Source organism: Variovorax paradoxus (assembly GCF_902712855.1).
Taxonomy (GTDB): domain Bacteria; phylum Pseudomonadota; class Gammaproteobacteria; order Burkholderiales; family Burkholderiaceae_C; genus Variovorax; species Variovorax paradoxus_Q.
Window position 1 is genome coordinate 45824 of the sequence record NZ_LR743508.1, and the last position, 18178, is coordinate 64001.

Annotated in this window: 17 protein-coding genes; 11 read left to right on the forward strand and 6 right to left on the reverse strand. The window is 69.0% G+C overall.

Translation table 11 applies throughout. From position 1 onward, the window contains the following. The first annotated feature begins 2 nt into the window (after positions 1–2). The 9 genes from AACL56_RS26700 to AACL56_RS26740 all read left to right on the forward strand — a co-directional run bounded on the left by AACL56_RS26700 (position 3) and on the right by AACL56_RS26740 (position 10468). A complete protein-coding gene (locus tag AACL56_RS26700) occupies positions 3–1478 on the forward strand; it encodes an NAD(P)/FAD-dependent oxidoreductase (protein WP_339093001.1) in 1476 nt (491 codons plus the stop codon). Positions 1479–1698: 220 nt separating this feature from the next. Further along, positions 1699–3297 (forward strand): ABC transporter substrate-binding protein, encoded by a 1599-nt coding sequence (locus AACL56_RS26705; RefSeq protein WP_339093002.1) that lies wholly within the window; start codon positions 1699–1701, stop codon positions 3295–3297. A gap of 14 nt (positions 3298–3311) precedes the next feature. Beyond that, entirely contained in the window at positions 3312–4289 is a 978-nt protein-coding gene (locus AACL56_RS26710) for an ABC transporter permease (protein ID WP_339093003.1), read from the forward strand. Continuing rightward, positions 4286–5194 (forward strand): ABC transporter permease, encoded by a 909-nt coding sequence (locus AACL56_RS26715; RefSeq protein WP_425337082.1) that lies wholly within the window; start codon positions 4286–4288, stop codon positions 5192–5194. Before AACL56_RS26710 ends, AACL56_RS26715 begins: the two co-directional genes overlap by 4 nt. Next, the gene (locus AACL56_RS26720) at positions 5194–6255 is read left to right on the forward strand and encodes an ABC transporter ATP-binding protein (RefSeq protein ID WP_339093004.1); all 1062 of its coding nucleotides are present in this window, start codon (positions 5194–5196) and stop codon (positions 6253–6255) included. Before AACL56_RS26715 ends, AACL56_RS26720 begins: the two co-directional genes overlap by 1 nt. Continuing rightward, positions 6252–7289: an ABC transporter ATP-binding protein gene (locus AACL56_RS26725; protein WP_339093005.1), complete on the forward strand. Its 1038-nt coding sequence runs from the start codon at positions 6252–6254 to the stop codon at positions 7287–7289. Before AACL56_RS26720 ends, AACL56_RS26725 begins: the two co-directional genes overlap by 4 nt. After that, positions 7286–8974 (forward strand): amidohydrolase, encoded by a 1689-nt coding sequence (locus AACL56_RS26730; protein ID WP_339093006.1) that lies wholly within the window; start codon positions 7286–7288, stop codon positions 8972–8974. Before AACL56_RS26725 ends, AACL56_RS26730 begins: the two co-directional genes overlap by 4 nt. A gap of 7 nt (positions 8975–8981) precedes the next feature. Beyond that, on the forward strand, positions 8982–9938 hold the full coding sequence (locus AACL56_RS26735) for a CobW family GTP-binding protein (protein ID WP_339093007.1): 957 nt from the start codon (positions 8982–8984) through the stop codon (positions 9936–9938). A 65-nt stretch (positions 9939–10003) separates the two neighbouring features. After that, positions 10004–10468 (forward strand): GNAT family N-acetyltransferase, encoded by a 465-nt coding sequence (locus AACL56_RS26740; RefSeq protein ID WP_339093008.1) that lies wholly within the window; start codon positions 10004–10006, stop codon positions 10466–10468. A gap of 6 nt (positions 10469–10474) precedes the next feature. Here AACL56_RS26740 and AACL56_RS26745 read toward each other — a convergent pair whose 3' ends face one another. From AACL56_RS26745 to AACL56_RS26765, 5 genes are all read right to left on the reverse strand, one after another. Next, entirely contained in the window at positions 10475–10759 is a 285-nt protein-coding gene (locus AACL56_RS26745) for a DUF3325 domain-containing protein (RefSeq protein WP_339093009.1), read from the reverse strand. Next, a complete protein-coding gene (locus AACL56_RS26750) occupies positions 10756–12399 on the reverse strand; it encodes a PepSY-associated TM helix domain-containing protein (RefSeq protein ID WP_425337083.1) in 1644 nt (547 codons plus the stop codon). The genes AACL56_RS26745 and AACL56_RS26750 overlap by 4 nt, the downstream gene beginning before the upstream one ends. Next, positions 12396–12692 (reverse strand): DUF3649 domain-containing protein, encoded by a 297-nt coding sequence (locus AACL56_RS26755; RefSeq protein ID WP_339093010.1) that lies wholly within the window; start codon positions 12690–12692, stop codon positions 12396–12398. The genes AACL56_RS26750 and AACL56_RS26755 overlap by 4 nt, the downstream gene beginning before the upstream one ends. A 1-nt stretch (position 12693) precedes the next feature. Next, complete coding sequence (locus tag AACL56_RS26760) at positions 12694–13431, reverse strand: DUF4198 domain-containing protein (protein ID WP_339093011.1); 738 nt, start codon at positions 13429–13431, stop codon at positions 12694–12696. 352 nt (positions 13432–13783) lie between these two features. Next, entirely contained in the window at positions 13784–14125 is a 342-nt protein-coding gene (locus tag AACL56_RS26765; protein WP_339093012.1) for a hypothetical protein, read from the reverse strand. Positions 14126–14242: 117 nt separating this feature from the next. Between AACL56_RS26765 and AACL56_RS26770 the strand changes: the two genes are divergently transcribed. Further along, the gene (locus tag AACL56_RS26770; protein WP_339093013.1) at positions 14243–14569 is read left to right on the forward strand and encodes a hypothetical protein; all 327 of its coding nucleotides are present in this window, start codon (positions 14243–14245) and stop codon (positions 14567–14569) included. A 90-nt stretch (positions 14570–14659) separates the two neighbouring features. Here the strand turns inward: AACL56_RS26770 and AACL56_RS26775 are convergent, their stop codons facing one another. Next, the gene (locus tag AACL56_RS26775) at positions 14660–15718 is read right to left on the reverse strand and encodes an NAD(P)-dependent alcohol dehydrogenase (RefSeq protein ID WP_339093014.1); all 1059 of its coding nucleotides are present in this window, start codon (positions 15716–15718) and stop codon (positions 14660–14662) included. A 548-nt stretch (positions 15719–16266) separates the two neighbouring features. Here AACL56_RS26775 and AACL56_RS26780 point away from each other — a divergent pair. Then, positions 16267–18171, forward strand: coding sequence for a GspE/PulE family protein (locus AACL56_RS26780; protein ID WP_339093015.1), 1905 nt, complete (start codon positions 16267–16269; stop codon positions 18169–18171). Positions 18172–18178: the final 7 nt, after the last annotated feature.

Below are 18178 nucleotides of genomic sequence, written 5' to 3' on the forward strand. Positions count from 1 at the left end.
TCATGACCATGACAGGCACCGCGCCGTTCACCACCGCGAGCGCGGCCATCGACGGCACAGCGCTCCAGCAGCCGCCCCAGGCACCGTTCCGTCCGTACGACCCGCAGTACGACCCGCTTCACGCGCCCGACCCCGGCGCGGGCCGCGCCTATGCGCCCACGTGGTGGGTGGCCAGCGCCGGCGAACCGCCCGAGGACGACGGGCCACTGGTGCGCGACATCGATGTGGACGTGGCCATCATCGGCTCGGGCGCCACCGGCATGTCGACCGCGCTGTACCTGGCGCAGGAGCACGGCATTCGCGCGACGGTGCTCGAGGCCAACCAGGCCGCCTGGGGCTGTTCCAGCCGCAGCGGCGGCCAGGGCCAGAACGCGAGCGGGCGCCTGAAGCGCTCGCAGTGGATCCAGCGCTGGGGCCTCGACACGGCGAAGCGGCTCGACGCCGAGATCCGCGGCGGCTTCGAGAACTTCCGCCACCTCACGACGCAGATCGATTGCGACGCGTTCGACGGCGGCCACCTCTACCTGGCGCACCGGGCGGAGAAGCTGCCGGTGCTCGCCGCCGAGGCGCAGCTCATGCGCGAGAAGTTCGGCTACGCCACCCGCATGATGAGCGCCGAGGAAGTGCGCGAAAACTACTGCGACGAACGCGAGACGGTGGGCGCGATGTTCGAGGCCGAGGGCGTGGGCATCCATCCGCTGAAGTTCACCTTCGGGCTGATGCGGCGCGCCCGCGCGCTCGGCGTGACGGTGCACACGTCGAGCCCGGTGCAGGGATGGCGCACGGTCGACGGGGTGCACCACCTGCAGACACCGGCCGGCGTGGTGCGCGCGCGCCGCGTGGCGGTGTGCACCGGCGGCTACACGGGGCAAGCGCTGAGCCCGCTGTTGAAGAACCGGATCATGCCGATCCTGTCGAACTCGGTCGTGACGCGCCCGCTGACCGACGCGGAGCTGCAGGCCACCAACTTCAGGTCGCAGACCTTCCTGACCGACACGCGCACGCTGCGCTTCTATTACCGGCTGCTCAAGGGCAACCGGCTGCAGATCGGCAGCCGAAGCTCGGTGAGCGGCGCCGACGCCGAACACCCGGTGCACCTGAAGCTGCTGACCGACGCCATCGCGCGCAAGTTCCCGCCGCTGGCAGGCATCCGCATCGACTACTCGTGGTGGGGTTGGGTCGACATGAGCCACGACATGATGCCGCGCATCACCCAGCCCGAGCCCGGCAGCAAGGTCTGGTACGCGGTGGGCTACGGCGGCAACGGCGTGTCGTTCTCGACCTGGGCCGGCAAGCGGCTGGCCGAGCGCGTGGCCGGCAAGGACACGGGCAAGGACGTGTTCGAGCTGCCCATCTACCGATCGCCGCTGCCGTTCCCGAACGTGCTGGGGCTGGTGGAGTCGCGCGCGTTCGCGCCGTTCCGTCGCGTGGGGCAGCGCATGCTCTACAAGTGGTACTGGCTGAAGGACGAGAAGTAGCGGTTTCGTGCCCCGGGGAATGCACCGCTGAAGCACATTCCCCGAAGTGGCGCACCGGCCCGCCGCACAACGGGGCAAACCCGCGCCTTCTGGCCCTGTGACTCGCGCCGCGTTGGCTCTTCGCCGGCGCGCCGCAAGCACCTATCTTCGACACCAAGGTGCCGCATCCCGATGCGGGCCGAGTCCCGATTGCCTGTGTCGAACTCTCCGAGGTCCTGCCATGTCGCTTCCCGTTTTCACGCGCCGCACCACATTGCTTTCCGCCACTCTCGCGGCGGCGGGCACCCTGCTTCCGTTCCCGGGCTTCGCGGCCGACGAGCCCAAGCGCGGCGGCACGCTGGTGATCGGCACCACGCAGACGCCGCGGCACCTCAACGGCGCGGTGCAGTCGGGCATTGCCACCGCCATGCCGTCGACCCAGGTCTTCGCCAGCCCGCTGCGCTTCGACGACAAGTGGAACCCGCAGCCCTACCTGGCCGAGTCGTGGAAGCTGGCCGACGACGCGAAGTCGCTCACGCTCAAGCTGCGCAAGGACGCGCTGTTCCATGACGGCAAGCCCGTCACCTCGGCCGACGTGGCCTTCTCGATCATGGCCATCAAGGCCAACCATCCGTTCGCCACGATGATGGGCCCCGTCGACAAGGTGGAGACGCCCGACGCGCAGACCGCCGTCATCCGCATGGGCGTACCGCACCCGGCGATCGTGCTAGCGATGTCACCCGCGCTGTGTCCGATTCTTCCCAAGCACATCTACGACGACGGGCAGGACCTGAAGAACCACCCGCGCAACACCACCGACGTGATCGGCTCGGGTCCGTTCCGCGTGACCGAGTTCAAGCCTTCGCAGCGCATCGTGCTCGAGCGCTTCGACAAGTTCTTCCTGCCGAACAGGCCGTACCTCGACAAAGTGATCTTCAACGTCACGCCCGACATGGCCAGCCTGGTGCTGGGCCTGGAGCGCGGCGATGTGCAGATGCTGCCCTTCGCCACCTTGCCCACCGACCTCAAGCGCCTGGCCAACGACCCCAAGGTGTCGCTCACGCCCAAGGGCTACGACGGCATCGGCCCGCTGAACTGGCTGGCCTTCAACACGGCAAAGAAGCCGCTGTCGGACGTGCAGGTGCGCAAGGCCATCGCCACCTCGATCGACAAGAACTTCATCACCAAGGCGCTGATGGGCGGATTCGCCACGGTGTCCGACGGCCCGCTGGTGGCCAGCAGCCCCTTTGCCGTGAACGACCTGGTGCGCTACCCGCTCGACCTGAAGAAGGCCGGCGAGATGCTCGACGCCGCGGGCTACAAGGCAGGTGCGGGCGGCGAGCGGTTCAAGCTCACCATCGACTACCTGCCGGGCGGCGACGACCAGCAGAAGAACGTGGCCGAGTACATCCGCGGCCAGCTCAAGAAAGTGGGCATCACGGTGGAGGTGCGCGCATCCGCCGACTTCCCGGCCTGGGCCAAGCGCCTGGCCACGCACGACTTCGACATGTCGATGGACGCGGTGTTCAACTGGGGCGACCCGATCATCGGCGTGCACCGCACCTATCTGTCGACCAACATCAAGCCGATCGTGTGGACCAACACGCAGTCGTACTCGAACCCGAAGGTCGACGAGCTGCTGAACACCGCCGGCGGCCTGACCGACCCGACGCAGCGCAAGGCCTACTACGCCACGTTCCAGAAGATCGTGACCGACGAGCTGCCGATCGAGTTCATCAACCAGGTGCCGTACCACACCATCACCAGCAAGAAGGTGGGCAACGTGCCGACGACCATCTGGGGGCCACTGTCGCCGCTCGACGAGGTGTACGTCAGGTAAGGCGGGCACAGGTCATGGGCACGCTGCGTTATGCCGCCTCGCGACTGCTCCAGGCCCTGGGCCTGGTGCTTGCGGTGGTGGTGCTGAATTTCGTGCTGGTGCACGCCGCGCCGGGCGACCCGGTGGAGACCATTGCCGGCGCGAGCGGCGGCATGTCGCCCGAGCTGATGGCGCAGCTGCGCACGCAGTACGGGCTCGACAAGTCGCTGCCGGTGCAGCTGGGCGTGTACCTGGGCAAGGTGGCGCGCGGCGACCTGGGCTACTCGTACTTCTTCAACCTGCCGGTGACCAGCATGATCGCCGAGCGCGTGCCGGCCACACTGCTGCTGGTGCTCAGCTCCGTGCTGCTGGCGTTCTTCGTGGGCACGGCGCTGGGCGTGCTGTCGTCGCGCAGGCCGAACGGATGGCTGTCGCAGTTCATCACGGTGCTGTCGCTGGTGGGTTTCGCGGCGCCGGTGTTCTGGCTGGGGATCATGCTGGTGATCCTGCTGGCCTCGGTGTTCCCCATCCTGCCGGTGGCGGGCATGCGCGCCATCGACTCGTCCGGGGCCGGCGGCCTGGCCGACATGCTCGACGTGGCGCACCACCTGGTGCTGCCCACGATCACGCTGAGCCTGGTGTACCTCGCGCAATACAGCCGGCTCGCGCGCTCGTCGATGCTCGACGTCCTGGGCTCGGACTTCATCCGCACCGCGCGCGCCAAGGGCCTGGCCGAGCGCGTGGTGCTCTACAAGCACGCGCTGCGCAACGCGCTGCTGCCGGTGGTCACGGTGCTGGGGCTGCAGTTCGGCAACGTGCTGGCCGGCGCCATCCTGGTGGAGACGGTGTTCAACTGGCCGGGCCTCGGCCGGCTGGCCTTCGAGTCGGTGCTGCGGCGCGACTATCCGACCATCCTCGGCGTGCTGCTGTTCTCGTCGGTCGTGGTGGTGGTGATGAACCAGCTCACCGACCTGTGCTATCGCTTCATCGACCCACGGATCAAGGCCTCATGAGCAAGGTGATCACGATGCCCTCTGCCGGCGCCGCAACGTTTAAGCCCACACCCAAAGTGCGCGTGGAGCATCCCGCCGCGGAGGCCATGCGCATGTTCCTGCGCAACCCTGCCGCCATCGCCGGCATGGCGATGCTCCTGGTGGTGCTGCTGGTGGCCATCGCCGGCCCATGGCTGTACCCCGCCGATCCGTTCGAGATCAGGGCCGCACCGCTCACCCCGCCCTTCAGCGAGGACGCCTGGCTCGGCAGCGACTACCTCGGGCGCGACGTGCTCACCGCGCTGATCTACGGCGGGCGGGCCACGCTGCTGGTGGGCGCGGTGGCCGCGCTGCTGTCGGTGGTGATCGGCATCACGCTCGGCGCCTTCGCGGGCTACTACGGCGGCAAGGTCGACGCAGCACTGATGAAGCTCACCGAGTTCTTCCAGGTGCTGCCCGCGCTGCTGTTCGCGATGGTGGTGGTGACGCTGTTCTCGCCCACGCTCGTGACGGTGACGCTCGCCATCGGCATCGTGAGCTGGACCGGCACCGCACGGCTCACGCGTGCCGAGTTCATGAAGTACCGCGGGCTGGAGTTCGTGCGCGCGGAACGGGCCATCGGCGCACGGGACGCGCGCATCATCTGGAAGGTGATCCTGCCGAATGCTCTGCCGCCGCTGGTGGTGTCTGCCACGCTGGCGATCGGCGCGGCCATCCTGTTCGAGGCGGGGCTGTCGTTCCTCGGGCTGGGCGACCCCAACCAGATGAGCTGGGGCCTGATGATCGGCTCCAGCCGGCAGTACGTGCTGTCGTGCTGGTGGGCGGTGGCCTTTCCGGGCGCGGCAATTTTCATCACCGTACTGGCCGTCAGCCTCATCGGCGACGGGCTGAACGATGCCCTCAACCCCAAACTGAGGGAGCGTTGATGGCCACGCGCAACGACGACGCATTGCTGCAAGTGCAGGACCTGCATGTCGAGTTCAAGACCCGGCGCGGCCGGGCGCTGGTGCTCAACGGGGTCGACTTCGAGATCCGCGCCGGCGAAACGCTCTGCGTGGTCGGCGAGTCGGGCTGCGGCAAGAGCATGACGGCGCTGGCACTGCTGCGGCTGATTCCGTCGCCGCCCGGGCGCATTCGCGACGGCCGCGTGCTGTTCCAAGGCGAAGACCTGGTGCAGGCGAGCGACGCCCGCATGCGCGAGGTGCGCGGCAACCGCATCTCGATGATTTTCCAGGAGCCGATGACCTCGCTGAACCCGGTGTTCACCGTGGGCGACCAGATCGGCGAATCGCTGCAGCTGCATGCCGGCATGAACGCGCATGCGGCGCGCCAGCGGGCCGTCGAGATGCTGCGCCAAGTGGGCATTCCCGCGCCCGAGCGGCGTGTGGACGAGTATCCGCACCAGCTCTCGGGCGGCATGCGCCAGCGCGTGATGATCGCGATGGCGCTGGCCTGCCGCCCCGACATCCTGATTGCCGACGAGCCCACCACCGCACTCGACGTGACGGTGCAGGCGCAGATCTTCGACCTGCTGCGCGAGCTGCAGCGCGAGAAGGGCACGGCCATCATGCTCATCACGCACGACATGGGCGCGGTGGCCGAGATGGCCGACCGCGTGATGGTGATGTACGCCGGCCGCGTGATCGAGCAGGGCACCACCGAGCAGGTGCTGTCGGAGCCCGGCCATCCGTACACGCGCGGCCTGATCGACTGCCTGCCCGAGCTCGGCAGCAGCGCCGCCTGGGACGGCGAGGCGCGCGAAGACCTCGCCGAAATCGCGGGCGTGGTGCCATCCATCTGGGAACTGGGCGCGGGCTGCGCTTTTCGCGAGCGGTGCCCGCGCGCGATGGCGCGCTGCGCGACCGAAGTGCCGCCGATGTTCGCGGTGCATGGCGAAGTGGCGCCCGGCCTGCCCCACGGCGCGGCCTGCTGGCTGCATGCCGAAGCACTCGGCACGCAAGGCCGTCACGAACGGGAAGCGGCATGAGCTTCATCGGCAAGACCGACACGCTGCTGGCCGTCGACGACCTGAAGGTGCACTTTCCGCGCGGCAAGTCGGGCTGGGGGCGCACGCCCGAGGTGGTGAAGGCGGTGGACGGTGTCTCGTTCGAGGTGCGCCGGGGCAGCACGCTGGCGGTGGTCGGCGAATCGGGCTCGGGCAAGACAACCACCGCGCTGGCGGTGATGCGGCTCGCGCCCGTGACTTCCGGGCGGCTGCAGCTCGGCGGCACCGACCTGGGCGCGCTGAAGGGCGAGGCGCTGCGGCAGGCGCGCACGCGCATGCAGATCATCTTCCAGGACCCGTTCTCCTCGCTGAACCCTCGCGAACGCGCGGGCGCCGCCGTGCGCGCGCCGCTGGACCTGATGCGCGTGGGCACGCCCGACGAGCGCACGCGCCGCGTGGCCGAGCTGTTCGAGGCGGTGGGCCTGCGGCCCGAGCAGCAGCACCTGTTTCCGCACCAGTTCTCCGGCGGACAGCGCCAGCGCATCAACATCGCGCGGGCGCTGGCCACCAACCCGGAGCTGGTGGTGTGCGACGAGCCGGTGTCGGCGCTCGACATCGCGATTCGCGCGCAGATACTGAACCTGCTGGCGCGGCTGCAGCGCGAGCTGGGGCTGACCTATCTCTTCATCTCGCACGACATGGCGGTGGTGGAGCACATCTGCGACGACATCGCGGTGATGTACCTCGGCCAGATCGTGGAACGCGCGCCGCGGCGCAGCTTCTTCGCGCGGCCGCTGCATCCGTACAGCGTGGCGCTGATGTCGGCCGTGCCCACCGTGAGCGGCGGGCGCCGGCGCGCGGCGAACCGCATCAAGCTCAGCGGCGATCCGCCGAGCCCCATCGACCCGCCCAGGGGCTGCCGCTTCGCCGGCCGCTGCCCGGTGGCGGAGCCGGCCTGCGCGGCCGAGCTGCCGCCGCTGCGCGAGGTCGCGCCCGATCACTGGGTGCGTTGCAGGCGCGTCGACGTCGTCGACGGCCTGCCGCTCCCGCCTCTTTCGATGCCAGAGACGCCATGAGCACAAGCAACACCACGACCACGACCACTGTCTACGCCGCACGCAAGATCATCACCATGAACGCCATGCAGCCGCACGCCACGCACGTGGCGGTGCGCGACGGCCGCGTGCTGGCCGTCGGCTCGCTGGCGGACATGCAGGCATGGGGCGACTTCACGCTCGACGAGCGCTTTGCAGCCAAGGTGCTGATGCCGGGCCTCGTCGAAGGCCACTGCCACCTGAAGGAAGGCAGCATGTGGGACTGGACATACCTCGGCTGGTTCGACCGCCGAGACCCGGCGGGCAAGGTGTGGAGCGGCCTGCGTTCGATGGACGAGGTGGTCTCGCGCCTGGGCGAGGTGGCCGCGAAGATGACGGCCGACGGCGTGCCCGACACCGAGCCGCTCGTCGCCTGGGGCTTCGACCCCATCTACTTCGGCGGCGAACGCATGACGGTGGCGCACGTCGACCGCGCGAGCGCCACGCGGCCCATCGTCATCGGCCATGCCAACGGCCACCTGATGAACGTGAACAGCGCGATGCTGCGCATTGCCGAGATCACGCGCGACAACGAGGTCGAGGGCGTGGTCAAGTTCGCGGACGGTGCGAACGAGAGCGAACCCACGGGCGAACTGCAGGAGCCGGCCGCCATGTTCCTGGTGCTGCGCAAGATCGGCAATGCGGGCCTGCTCGCGCCCATGACCGAGGCCGGTGTGCGCTCGTTCGCCAGGCTGGCATGCCTGCAGGGCGTGACCACCGCGACCGACCTGGTCAACAAGCTCACGCCCGAAGACCGCGGCGTGCTCGAGAAGACCACCGGCGACGACGGCTTCGCCGTGCGCATCCTGCCCGCCTTCCAGGCCTTTCACGGCACGCACGGCGCGGCGCAGGGCGCCGAGCACGTGAAGGCGCTGATGCCGCGCAACACCGACCGCCTGCGCTACGGGCTGGTGAAGATGATGCTCGACGGCTCGATCCAGGGCTTCTCGGCGCGGCTGCGCTGGCCTGGGCATTTCAACGGCGCGCCCAACGGCATCTGGGTGACCGCGCCCGCGCAGTACGAGGCCGATTTCGAGACCTACCACCGCGCGGGCCTGACGATCCACACGCACACCAACGGCGACGAGGCGAGCGAAGTGGCCATCGACGCCATCGGACGCGTGCTCACGCGCGCGCCGCGGCCCGACCACCGCCACACGCTGCAGCACGGCCAGATGATCGACGCGCCGCTGTTCCGCCGCATGGCGGCGCTGGGCCTGTGCGCGAACCTGTTCGCCAATCACATCTGGTACTGGGGCGACCAGCACTACGAGATGACCATGGGCCCCGACCGCGCCAACCGGCTCGATGCCTGCGGCAGCGCGCTGGCGGCGGGCGTGCCGCTGGCCATCCATTCCGATGCGCCGGTCACGCCGCTCGGGCCGATGTTCACGGCGTGGTGCGCGGTGAACCGCATCACGCCCAAGGGCCGGCTGCTGGGCGAGTCGGAGCGCATCACGGTGGCGCAGGCGCTGCGCGCCATCACGCTGGGGGCGGCCTGGACGCTGAAGCTCGACGGCGAGATAGGCAGCATCGAATGCGGCAAGCGTGCCGACTTCTGCGTGCTGGAAGACGACCCGCTCGAGATGGACCCGATGGCGCTCAAGGATGCGCGCATCTGGGGCACGGTGCTGTCGGGCCGCGTGTTCGAGGCACAGCGGGGCTGAAGGCGGCGTGGCGAACGCAAAGAAGCGCCTGCCGCTCACCGTCATCGGCGGCTTCCTGGGTGCGGGCAAGACCACCCTGCTCAACCGCTGGTTGCGCGAGGCGAACGGCCTGCGCATGGCGGTGCTGGTGAACGACTTCGGTGCGCTCAACATCGACGCCGACCTGATCGCTGCCACGCACGGCGACACCACCGCGCTGACCAACGGCTGCGTGTGCTGCCAGATCGGCGACGACCTGGGGCGCGCGCTGGTGGAGGTGATCGAGGCGCAGACACCGTTCGACGCGGTGGTGATCGAGGCCAGCGGCGTGTCGGACCCGTGGCGCATCGCGCAGATCGGCATGGCGGCGCCGGAGTTGAGCCTCGAAGGCGTGGTCGTGCTCGTGGACGCGAGCGCGGTGGCGCAGCAGGCGAACGACCCGCTGCTGGCCGACACGCTGGCGCGGCAAGTGAAGTCGGCCGACCTGGTGGTGATCAACAAGGTGGACCTGGTGGACGCCGAAACGCTGGCCGGCGCAAAGGCCTGGGTCGAGACGACGGCACCCGGCACGCCGTGCATCGAGACCATCGAATCGGCCGTGCCGCTGGCGCTGTTGTCGGGCGTGTCGCATGCGGAGGCTGCGCCGCATGTCTGCGGGCCCGGCTGCCGCGGCGATCACCATCCGCACGACCAGGCGTCGCCCGACCACGGCGCGCTGTTCCAGACGTGGAGCGCGCAACCCGGGGCGGTCATTGCCGCGGCGACGCTGCGCGCATGGCTTCGCGAGATGCCGCCGGGCGTGCTGCGGCTCAAGGGCGTGCTGCGCACCGGCCCGGATGAGTGGTCGGAAGTGCAGTTTGCAGGCCGCCATGGCAGCCTGCGCAAGGCATCGCCACCCGCGGGCGATGCGCATGCCGGCGTGGTCGCCATCGGCCTGCGCGGCCGGCTGCCCGAAAGCGCGCTGAGGGAATTCTTCTCGCCCTGATCGCAGGCCCGGCCGAGTCATGTTGCAATCGCGCGTTCTCATCTCGACGCGCAGGCAGCAGACGCATGACGACTTCCACTCTCCTGATTCGCCCTCCGGTGCCCGACGACTTCGTGGCCTGGAAGCCGCTCTGGGACGGCTACAACGCCTTCTACGGTCGCGAGGGCGCCACCGCCCTGCCGGACGGGATCACGCAAGTCACGTGGCAACGCTTCTTCGATGCCTACGAGCCGGTGCATGCGCTGGTGGCCGAGCGCGACGGGCAACTGGTCGGCCTCACGCACTACCTGTACCACCGCAGCACCACGCGCATCGAGCCGACCTGCTACCTGCAGGACCTGTTCACGCTGCCGTCGGAACGCGGGCGCGGCGTGGGGCGCCAGTTGATCGAAGGTGTCTACGACCGCGCGAAGCTCGCGGGCGTCCACCGCGTGTACTGGCAGACGCAGGTGACCAACCGCGCGGGCCGCGCGCTGTACGACAAGGTGGCAACGCACGACGGATTCATCGTGTACGGCACGCTGGTCTGACCCGGATCACCGCGACGGCTTGAGCCGCCCGTACAGCACCAGCGCGCCGAAGACGACACCGGCCGCGAGGCTGGTGTGGCCGCTGTAGCTCACCAGCCCGAGGCTCCAGCCCTGCGCGCGCACGGCGCAGGCCAGTGCCGCGAGCAGCACGACCCAGCCCGCCACGCGCAACCGGCGCACGGTCGCCGATGTCAGCGCGCGGCCGAACAGGTCTTCCTGGGTCCGCTCCATGCCCAGCGCCAATGCGGCGAATCCGGCGAGGCACAGCATGAACAATGCGAGGTGCGTCACGCGCCCTCCCCCACGGCTGCGGCGGCCGACGGCTGTGCGGCAGGCGCCGTCTTGCGCACGGGCCGTGCGCGAGGCCGATGGCGCGCGGTGCGAACGGCCAGGGTGGCCAGCAGCGCGGCCAGCGCCCACAGGCCGAGTTCGTAGCCGGCGAAGACCCAGTCGCCCTCCGCGATGCTGCGCCACAGCGGGCGTTGCGTGGTGATGGCGTTGAGCACCGGCAGCAACACCAGCAGGGCCGCGCCGAGCGTCAGCTGCTCGACCCATGCGCGCCTGGCCGGCCGCAGCACGGCATGCGCCAGCATCAGCGCCCAGACGATGAAGAACAGGTGGATCTCCCATTCCGCGCGCTGCGCCAGCCCTTGCGGCAGCAGCCGGTTGCCCCACAGGAAAGCCGCCATCGCGACCGGCAGGCCGGCAATGCTCGCGATGTTCAGCCGCTCCACCAGGCGAAATCCGAAGTAAGGCTTGTCGGGGTCGGGCAGCCTTGCGCGCCGCTTGACGGTCCACATCACCAGGCCGGTGCCCACCATCGCGGTGCCGGCGAGGCTCACCAGGAAGTAGAGCCAGCGCGTGACCGTGTCGGCGAAGCGGCCCAGGTGCAGGGCATACAGCACGCCGCGCGTTTCGGCCGCGGGGCCGACCTTGTCCTTGGCCTCGACCAGCTTGCCGGTGACGCCGTCGAACAGCAGGTACTGCGGACTGACCGACACGCGCCCCGCTTCGCCGCGGACCACCACGATGCGCGCCGCCGCGTCGCCCGGGTTATTGATGGTGACGCGCTCGATGTTGTCGCGCCCCCAGCGTTCCTGCGCCTGACGCACCACGTCGGCCACCGGCACCATCGGTGCCTTGGTGCCGGTGGGCTTGCCCGCGGGCACGAAGGCGCTCATCTGCGAGGTCATGGACTGCCGTTCGACCGGCGTCTTGAAGGCGGCGTCGCTGCCCCAGGGCATGTACATCAGCATCAGGGTGACGAGCCCCGAGTAGGTGATCATGAAATGGAAGGGCAGCCCGAACACCGAGAGCATGTTGTGCGCATCGAGCCACGAGCGCTGGCCCTTGCCCCAGCGGAAGGTGAAGAAGTCGATGAAGATCTTCTTGTGCGTGATGACGCCGCTGATGATGGCCACCAGCATGAACATGGCGCAGAAGCCCGCGATCCAGCGGCCCCACAGCGGCGACATGTAGTGCAGGTCGAAATGGAAGCGGAAGAAGAAGTCGCCGCCCTTGGTCTCGCGCACCTGCAGCGCCTGCCCGGTGGCGGGGTCGAAGGTGCCGCTCTGGAAGGCGCGCCTTCCCTGCGCCTGCGGATTGCGCCAGAAGGCGCTCGCGATGTTGCTGCGCTCGGTGGGCAGGCCGATGCTCCATTGCGAACTGGCCGCAGCCACCGTGGCCAGCGTGGCTGCCACGCGCTCGGCCACCTCGGCGCTATCGGGCGGTTGGTGCTGCGCGGGCAGCTCGGGCCGCATCCACTGAGAGGTTTCGTCGCGGAAATAGGACACCGTGCCCGTGAGGAACATGGCGTAGAGGATCCAGCCGACCAGCAGCCCTGCCCAGATGTGCAGGTCCGACATCGACTGGCGGATGCCCTGGCCCTTGGGCTGCGCGGGCTCGGTCGTCTCTGCCTTGCCGGCGCTCATGCGCCCGCTCCCAGCCAGACGGGCAAGGCCGCGAGCAGCAGCGGCGCGGCCGCGGCGAGCAGCCCGGCCCACGCGCGCTTCGCGGTGCGCGCGCCGAAGACCCAGACGACCGCCAGCGCGTAGACCAGGAAGCTCAGCTGAAGCCCTGTGAGCACGGCTTCAGGCCGGGCCATCGGCAGCGACACCGCCGCCACCGAGGTCAGCGCGGCCAGGGCGTAGCCGCCGAAGATGGCGGCGACGATGCGCGAGATCACCGGCCTGCGCGCCCAGGCCTTTGCGAGCAAGCGGCTCACGTCACTTGTTGGGCTTGGCCGCCGGTCCGGCAGCGAGCGGCGCGATGCCGTCGGCCTTGACCACGGTGAGCGAGGTCACATAGCTGATGCGGTCGAACTTCTCGGCACCGGCTTCGCCCTGGCGCTCGCCGGGCGTGGCGTCGGTGTGCATGGCCTCGAGCACGTAGGTGCCCTTCCACGGCAGGCTGAACTGCACCAGGCCCTGGTCGTCGGAGCGCGCTTCCTTGCTCCAGCCGGACGCGACCACGATGTCGACCTTGGCCTTGGGCAGCGGCTGGCCGTTGAGCGTGACCTTGAACTCGCCCGCCTTGCCGGTGGGCACCAGGTCGAACGTGAGCTTCGGCTGCTGCGCGGTGTAGCCGGTGACGTAGCGCGCGGCGGGCCAGTAGCGGCTGGCGACTTCCTTCTCGCCCTGTTTGAACTTGCGGATCGGGTAGGCAGCGTCTTCCGCGACGATGCTGTCGAGCTTGCCGGCCTTGCCCGACAGGTGGAAGCCGTCGGCGGCCTTGGTGGCGGTGAGCGGCTCTTCGCCCTTGGCCGACACCAGCACGGCGGTCGGCTTGCCGAAGCCGTCGAGCAGGCCCGGCGACACCTCGCGCAGGTTCTCGCCGAATTCGCCGAAGCGCAGGACGGCCGACTGGCCTTGCGCCTGCTCGACCCAGATCTGGTGGGCGTTGGCGGCGGTTGCGCTGGCCAGGGCCGCGATGGCCACGACGGAGGCGGAGAGGGTCTTGAGCATGGTGCTTCCTTTGAAAAAATCGGTGGCCCCGGGCATGGGCGCGCAGCGCGACGCCGTGGCGCCTGCCGATGCCGGGAGGCAGGCTGCGGCGTGGGGTGCCGAAACAAGCCGGAGGTCGGCCCGCGTGCGAAGGCAGCCAGGCGATGCTGGCGCTCGCAGGAGGCTTTGGAGCCGGAAAAGGTGAACCTGGTGGAGGGTATGCACTGGACGCAGGCCGGCGCGATGCCGAGGAGCGCAGCCAAGCATAATGAGAACTGTTCGCAATTATGCCGTGCGACAGCCCATCCCTTCAGACTTTGGGGATGTCATTGTGGGCTCGCCACAACGCGTGAGCCCTGCCGGGCCCCGGGGTTCAGTACCGGATCGTGACCCCGGCCTTCACACCGTTGTTGCTCTTGCCGTCCGACGACACCCCGCCCGTGAGCGACACGTTGCCGCCGGTGCTCGCACCCAGCGAATAGGTGGGCCGCTGCGTCGAGGTGTCGGTGCCGATGTAGGCGCCGCTGCCGTCCTTGCGCTCGACACCGACGATGCCGCCCTTGGTATAGGCGGAGTCCACCGTGGAGTTGACATTGGGGGCGACGTAGTACGTGCCCTTTTCATCGGTTTCGACCGGCACCTTCACTGGCTCTGCATGCACGAAGGTGCAGGCCGCACTCCATCCCAGCGTGGTCACAACAATCAATTTACGCATCGCGCCGATGCTTGGGCACCTCTGGTGCGATCCGCGTAGGACGAAAGGAGATTCCGACGACGAACTGCAACCGCAAATGTCAAAGACTAAGCTGTGACAAAAACACGGAGAGCTTCCATGACCATTTCCGGCCCTTCCCTCGAAGCCTTGGAACGCCTGCTCGCAGCCGGCCGCGATGGCGCCCTGCTGCGCATGAGCCTGGCGCTGGCGCATCACCGGCGCGGCGACGCGCAGGCGGCGCTGTTGCATCTCGAAAAGGCTCTGGCCTTCGACGCCGACTTCACTGCCGCGCACCGGCTGCAGGGACTCATTGCATTCGAGCTCGGCGACATGGCGCGGGCCGAAGCGGCCTTCACCAGAGGTCTGGAAGTGGCGCAGCGCCGCGGCGAGATGCAGCTGGTCAAGGAACTCACCGTGCGGTTGCGTCGTGTTGCCTGCCGCTGAAGATCCTCCGGGCGCTGTTCGACCGCATCGCGATCGCGGTGCTCTCGAGCGGCCTCTGCCTCTGGCTGGCGCGCCGCCGGCAGCGCGCGGTCACTGCTGCGTGACCGTCGCCATGTCGATCACGAAGCGGTACTTCACGTCGCTCCTGAGCATGCGCTCGTAGGCCTCGTTGATCTTCGGCATGGCGATGGTCTCGATGTCCGAGACGATGCCGTGCGCGGCGCAGAAGTCGAGCATCTCCTGCGTCTCCGCGATGCCGCCGATCATCGAGCCCGCGATGCGGCGGCGCTTGGTGATCAGGCCGAACACGCCGGGCGACGGGTGCGGCGTGCCCGGCGCGCCGACCAGCACCAGCGTGCCGTCGAGCTTCAGCAGCTGCACGAACGGGTCGAGGTCGTGCGACACCGCCACCGTGTTGACGATGAGGTCGAAGCTGTTGCGGTGCGCGGCCATCTCGTCCTCGTTGCGCGACACCACGACCTCCCTGGCGCCGAGCCGCCTGGCGTCTTCGCTCTTGCCCGGCGAGGTGGTGAACAGCACCACATGCGCGCCCATGGCCGCCGCGATCTTCACGCCCATGTGGCCGAGCCCGCCGAGGCCGACCACGCCCACCTTCATGCCCGGCCCGGCCTTCCACTGCCGCAACGGCGAATAGGTGGTGATGCCCGCGCACAGCAGCGGCGCGACGGCGGCCAGCTGCTGCTCATGGTGCGAGATCTTCAGCACGAATTTCTCGAACACCACGATGTGGTCGGAGTAGCCGCCGAGCGTGTTGGCGCGCGAGACCTGCTCCTGGCTGTCGTAGGTGCCGGTCATCCCGTTGTCGCAGTACTGCTCCAGGCCGTCCCTGCAGGGCTGGCAGTGCTGGCAGCTGTCGACCATGCAGCCGACGCCCACGAGGTTGCCGACCTTGAACTTCGACACATCGGCACCCACGGCCCGCACCCGGCCCACGATCTCGTGGCCCGGCACGCAGGGGTAGGCCGCCGGCCCCCATTCGCTGCGTGCGGTGTGCAGGTCGGAATGACAGACGCCGCAGTAGCGGATGTCGATCGCCACGTCGCGCGCGGTCGGCGTGCGCCGCTCGAAGGTGAAGGGCGCGAGCGGCGTGGTGGCGGACTGGGCCGCGTAGGCGTGGGCTGTGGTCATGGTGGTGCGTTGGGTCGGTTCGATGCAGCGAAGACGCTGCGGGTGGTTGGAAGGTCGGGCGGCCACCCGGCCGTTGGCGCATGCCCCGGTGCCACCGGGCCGTCGGGGAGCGTCTCGTCGTCCGGACCGGTTCCGGCCGGAGAACATCGGCATGGCGCATGCGCAGCGATGGCCCGCGCGATCTTCGACGATCCAGGTCGCCGTCCGGCCTGCCGCATGCGCTTGCCCCCACGGCCAGCGCGGCGGTCGGGCGGCAGTGGCCGATTGCGACACCGGCGCACCCCGGGTGCCACCCGCGCCCCGAACTGCCGGGACTCGAAGAAGCCTCCGATGCGCTCACGCAGCAGGCTTTCCATGCCGTGGCCGAAGGTCCTCACCACGATTCCGATGGTCGAAGGCATGCGAGAAAAAACGCCCCGCCTGAGAACTTGCGTTCTCAACAGTTTCCCCCGGCTGGCAGGTTCTTGCGGTGCGCCCTACGATGCGGCATCGGCAGCCGCATCCGGCGGGGCCTGAGACCACGAGAAACCAGCCAGGAGAACCGCCCCATGTCATCACCCGAAGTCGTCATGCCGGAGCAGTTGCTGAGTGCGCTCGATGTCCAGAGCCACATGCCGATCGCACGCATCGGCGAGGCGCTGACTTCGCTGGGCATGGTGACCGACGAGCAGCTGCGCGCAGGCCTGGTCCAGCAGCAGCGCGATCCGGGCGTGCCGTTGGGCGAGACGCTGGTGCGCATGGGCGTGGTGAGCCAGGGGCAGCTGCAGACGGCGCTGGTGCGCAAGATGGGCTACCCGCTCGTCAACCTGCACCTGTTCCCGGCGGCGGCCGACGCGCTGCGCAAGATCAGCCACAGCGTGGCGCGGCGCCTGCAGGTCATGCCGCTGATGGTGCACGAAGGCCGGCTCATCCTCGCGATCGACGACCCGACCAGCCGGCACTCGGCGCTCGACGAGGTGGAGTTCATCGCGCAGATGAAGGTGGTGCCGGTGGTCGGGCAGAGCCTGGACCTCGACAGCGTGCTCAACGCCGCGTACGAGAAGATCGGCGAGCCCGCGGTGGGCTCGGCCGGCGCCTTCGCCGCCAACCTCGACCCGAGCCGCCCGCTCGAGTTCGACATGGCGGGCACCACCGAGCTGCTGCAGACGCTGGAGCGTGAAGGTCCCGCTTCGGCGCCGCCGGCCGAGGCGCCGATCGAGCAGTCGGACAACTCGCTGGTGCGCATGATCAACAGCATGATCCTGGAGGCGCATCGCGAGGGCGCGTCGGACATCCACATCGAGAGCTATCCCGGGCAGGAGAAGACCCGCATCCGCTTTCGCCGCGACGGCCTGCTCTACACCTACCTCGAGCTGCCGCCGAGCTACCGCAACGCGATCGTCGCGCGCGTGAAGATCATGTGCGACCTGGACATCAGCGAGAAGCGCAACCCGCAGGACGGCAAGATCAACTTCGCCAAGTACTCGCCGCAGCATCGCATCGAGTTGCGCGTGGCGACCATCCCGACCAACAACGGCCTGGAAGACGTGGTGATGCGGATACTGGCCTCGGCCAAGCCGATTCCCATGAGCCAGCTCGGCCTGTCGCCGGACAACCTCGCACAGCTGACCAAAGCTGTCGAGCGGCCCTACGGCATGGTGCTGTGCGTGGGCCCCACCGGCTCGGGCAAGACCACCACGCTGCACTCGGCGCTGATGCACATCAACACGCCCGAGCGCAAGATCTGGACCGCCGAGGACCCGGTCGAGATCACGCAGACCGGGCTGCGGCAGGTGCAGGTCAATCCGCGCATCGACTGGACCTTCGCCAAGGCGCTGCGGGCCTTCGTGCGCGCCGACCCGGACGTGATCATGGTCGGCGAGATCCGCGACGGCGAAACCGCCAGGACCGCCATCGAGGCCTCGCTGACCGGCCACCTCGTGCTCTCGACCCTGCACACCAACAGCGCACCCGAAACCGTCACGCGCCTGCTCGACATGGGCATGGACCCCTTCAACTTCGCCGATTCGCTGCTCGCGGTTCTCGCGCAGCGGCTGGTGCGCCGCCTGTGCAGCCGCTGCATCACCAGCAGCCCGGCCAGCGCCGAGGCGGTCGAGGAATTGCTGGACGACTACATGCACGCGTTCGGCGCGGATGCGCAGAACACCGCCCGGCGCGAGGCGGTCCGCAGCGACTGGCTGCACCGCTTCGGCCGCGACGGCCAGCTGCACCGCTACACCAGCGCCGGCTGCAAGCACTGCAAGGACACGGGCTTCAAGGGACGCGCAGGCATCCACGAGCTCATGACCATGTCGAAGACGCTGCGCCGCCTCGTGCAGACCGGCGCGCGCGCCGAGGAACTGCAGCAGGCCGCGCTGCACGAAGGCATGCGCACGCTGCGGCAGGACGGCATCGAGAAAGTGCTGGCCGGCCACACCACCATCGAGGAAGTGCGCGCCACCAGCAACGTGTAGAAGGCGG

Coding starts and splice junctions, on each gene's coding strand:
- AACL56_RS26700 (WP_339093001.1), top strand. CDS start 3: ATGACCATGACAGGCACCGCGCCGTTCACCACCGCGAGCGCGGCCATC.
- AACL56_RS26705 (WP_339093002.1), top strand. CDS start 1,699: ATGTCGCTTCCCGTTTTCACGCGCCGCACCACATTGCTTTCCGCCACT.
- AACL56_RS26710 (WP_339093003.1), top strand. CDS start 3,312: ATGGGCACGCTGCGTTATGCCGCCTCGCGACTGCTCCAGGCCCTGGGC.
- AACL56_RS26715 (WP_425337082.1), top strand. CDS start 4,286: ATGAGCAAGGTGATCACGATGCCCTCTGCCGGCGCCGCAACGTTTAAG.
- AACL56_RS26720 (WP_339093004.1), top strand. CDS start 5,194: ATGGCCACGCGCAACGACGACGCATTGCTGCAAGTGCAGGACCTGCAT.
- AACL56_RS26725 (WP_339093005.1), top strand. CDS start 6,252: ATGAGCTTCATCGGCAAGACCGACACGCTGCTGGCCGTCGACGACCTG.
- AACL56_RS26730 (WP_339093006.1), top strand. CDS start 7,286: ATGAGCACAAGCAACACCACGACCACGACCACTGTCTACGCCGCACGC.
- AACL56_RS26740 (WP_339093008.1), top strand. CDS start 10,004: ATGACGACTTCCACTCTCCTGATTCGCCCTCCGGTGCCCGACGACTTC.
- AACL56_RS26750 (WP_425337083.1), bottom strand. CDS start 12,399: ATGAGCGCCGGCAAGGCAGAGACGACCGAGCCCGCGCAGCCCAAGGGC.
- AACL56_RS26760 (WP_339093011.1), bottom strand. CDS start 13,431: ATGCTCAAGACCCTCTCCGCCTCCGTCGTGGCCATCGCGGCCCTGGCC.
- AACL56_RS26765 (WP_339093012.1), bottom strand. CDS start 14,125: ATGCGTAAATTGATTGTTGTGACCACGCTGGGATGGAGTGCGGCCTGC.
- AACL56_RS26770 (WP_339093013.1), top strand. CDS start 14,243: ATGACCATTTCCGGCCCTTCCCTCGAAGCCTTGGAACGCCTGCTCGCA.
- AACL56_RS26775 (WP_339093014.1), bottom strand. CDS start 15,718: ATGACCACAGCCCACGCCTACGCGGCCCAGTCCGCCACCACGCCGCTC.
- AACL56_RS26780 (WP_339093015.1), top strand. CDS start 16,267: ATGTCATCACCCGAAGTCGTCATGCCGGAGCAGTTGCTGAGTGCGCTC.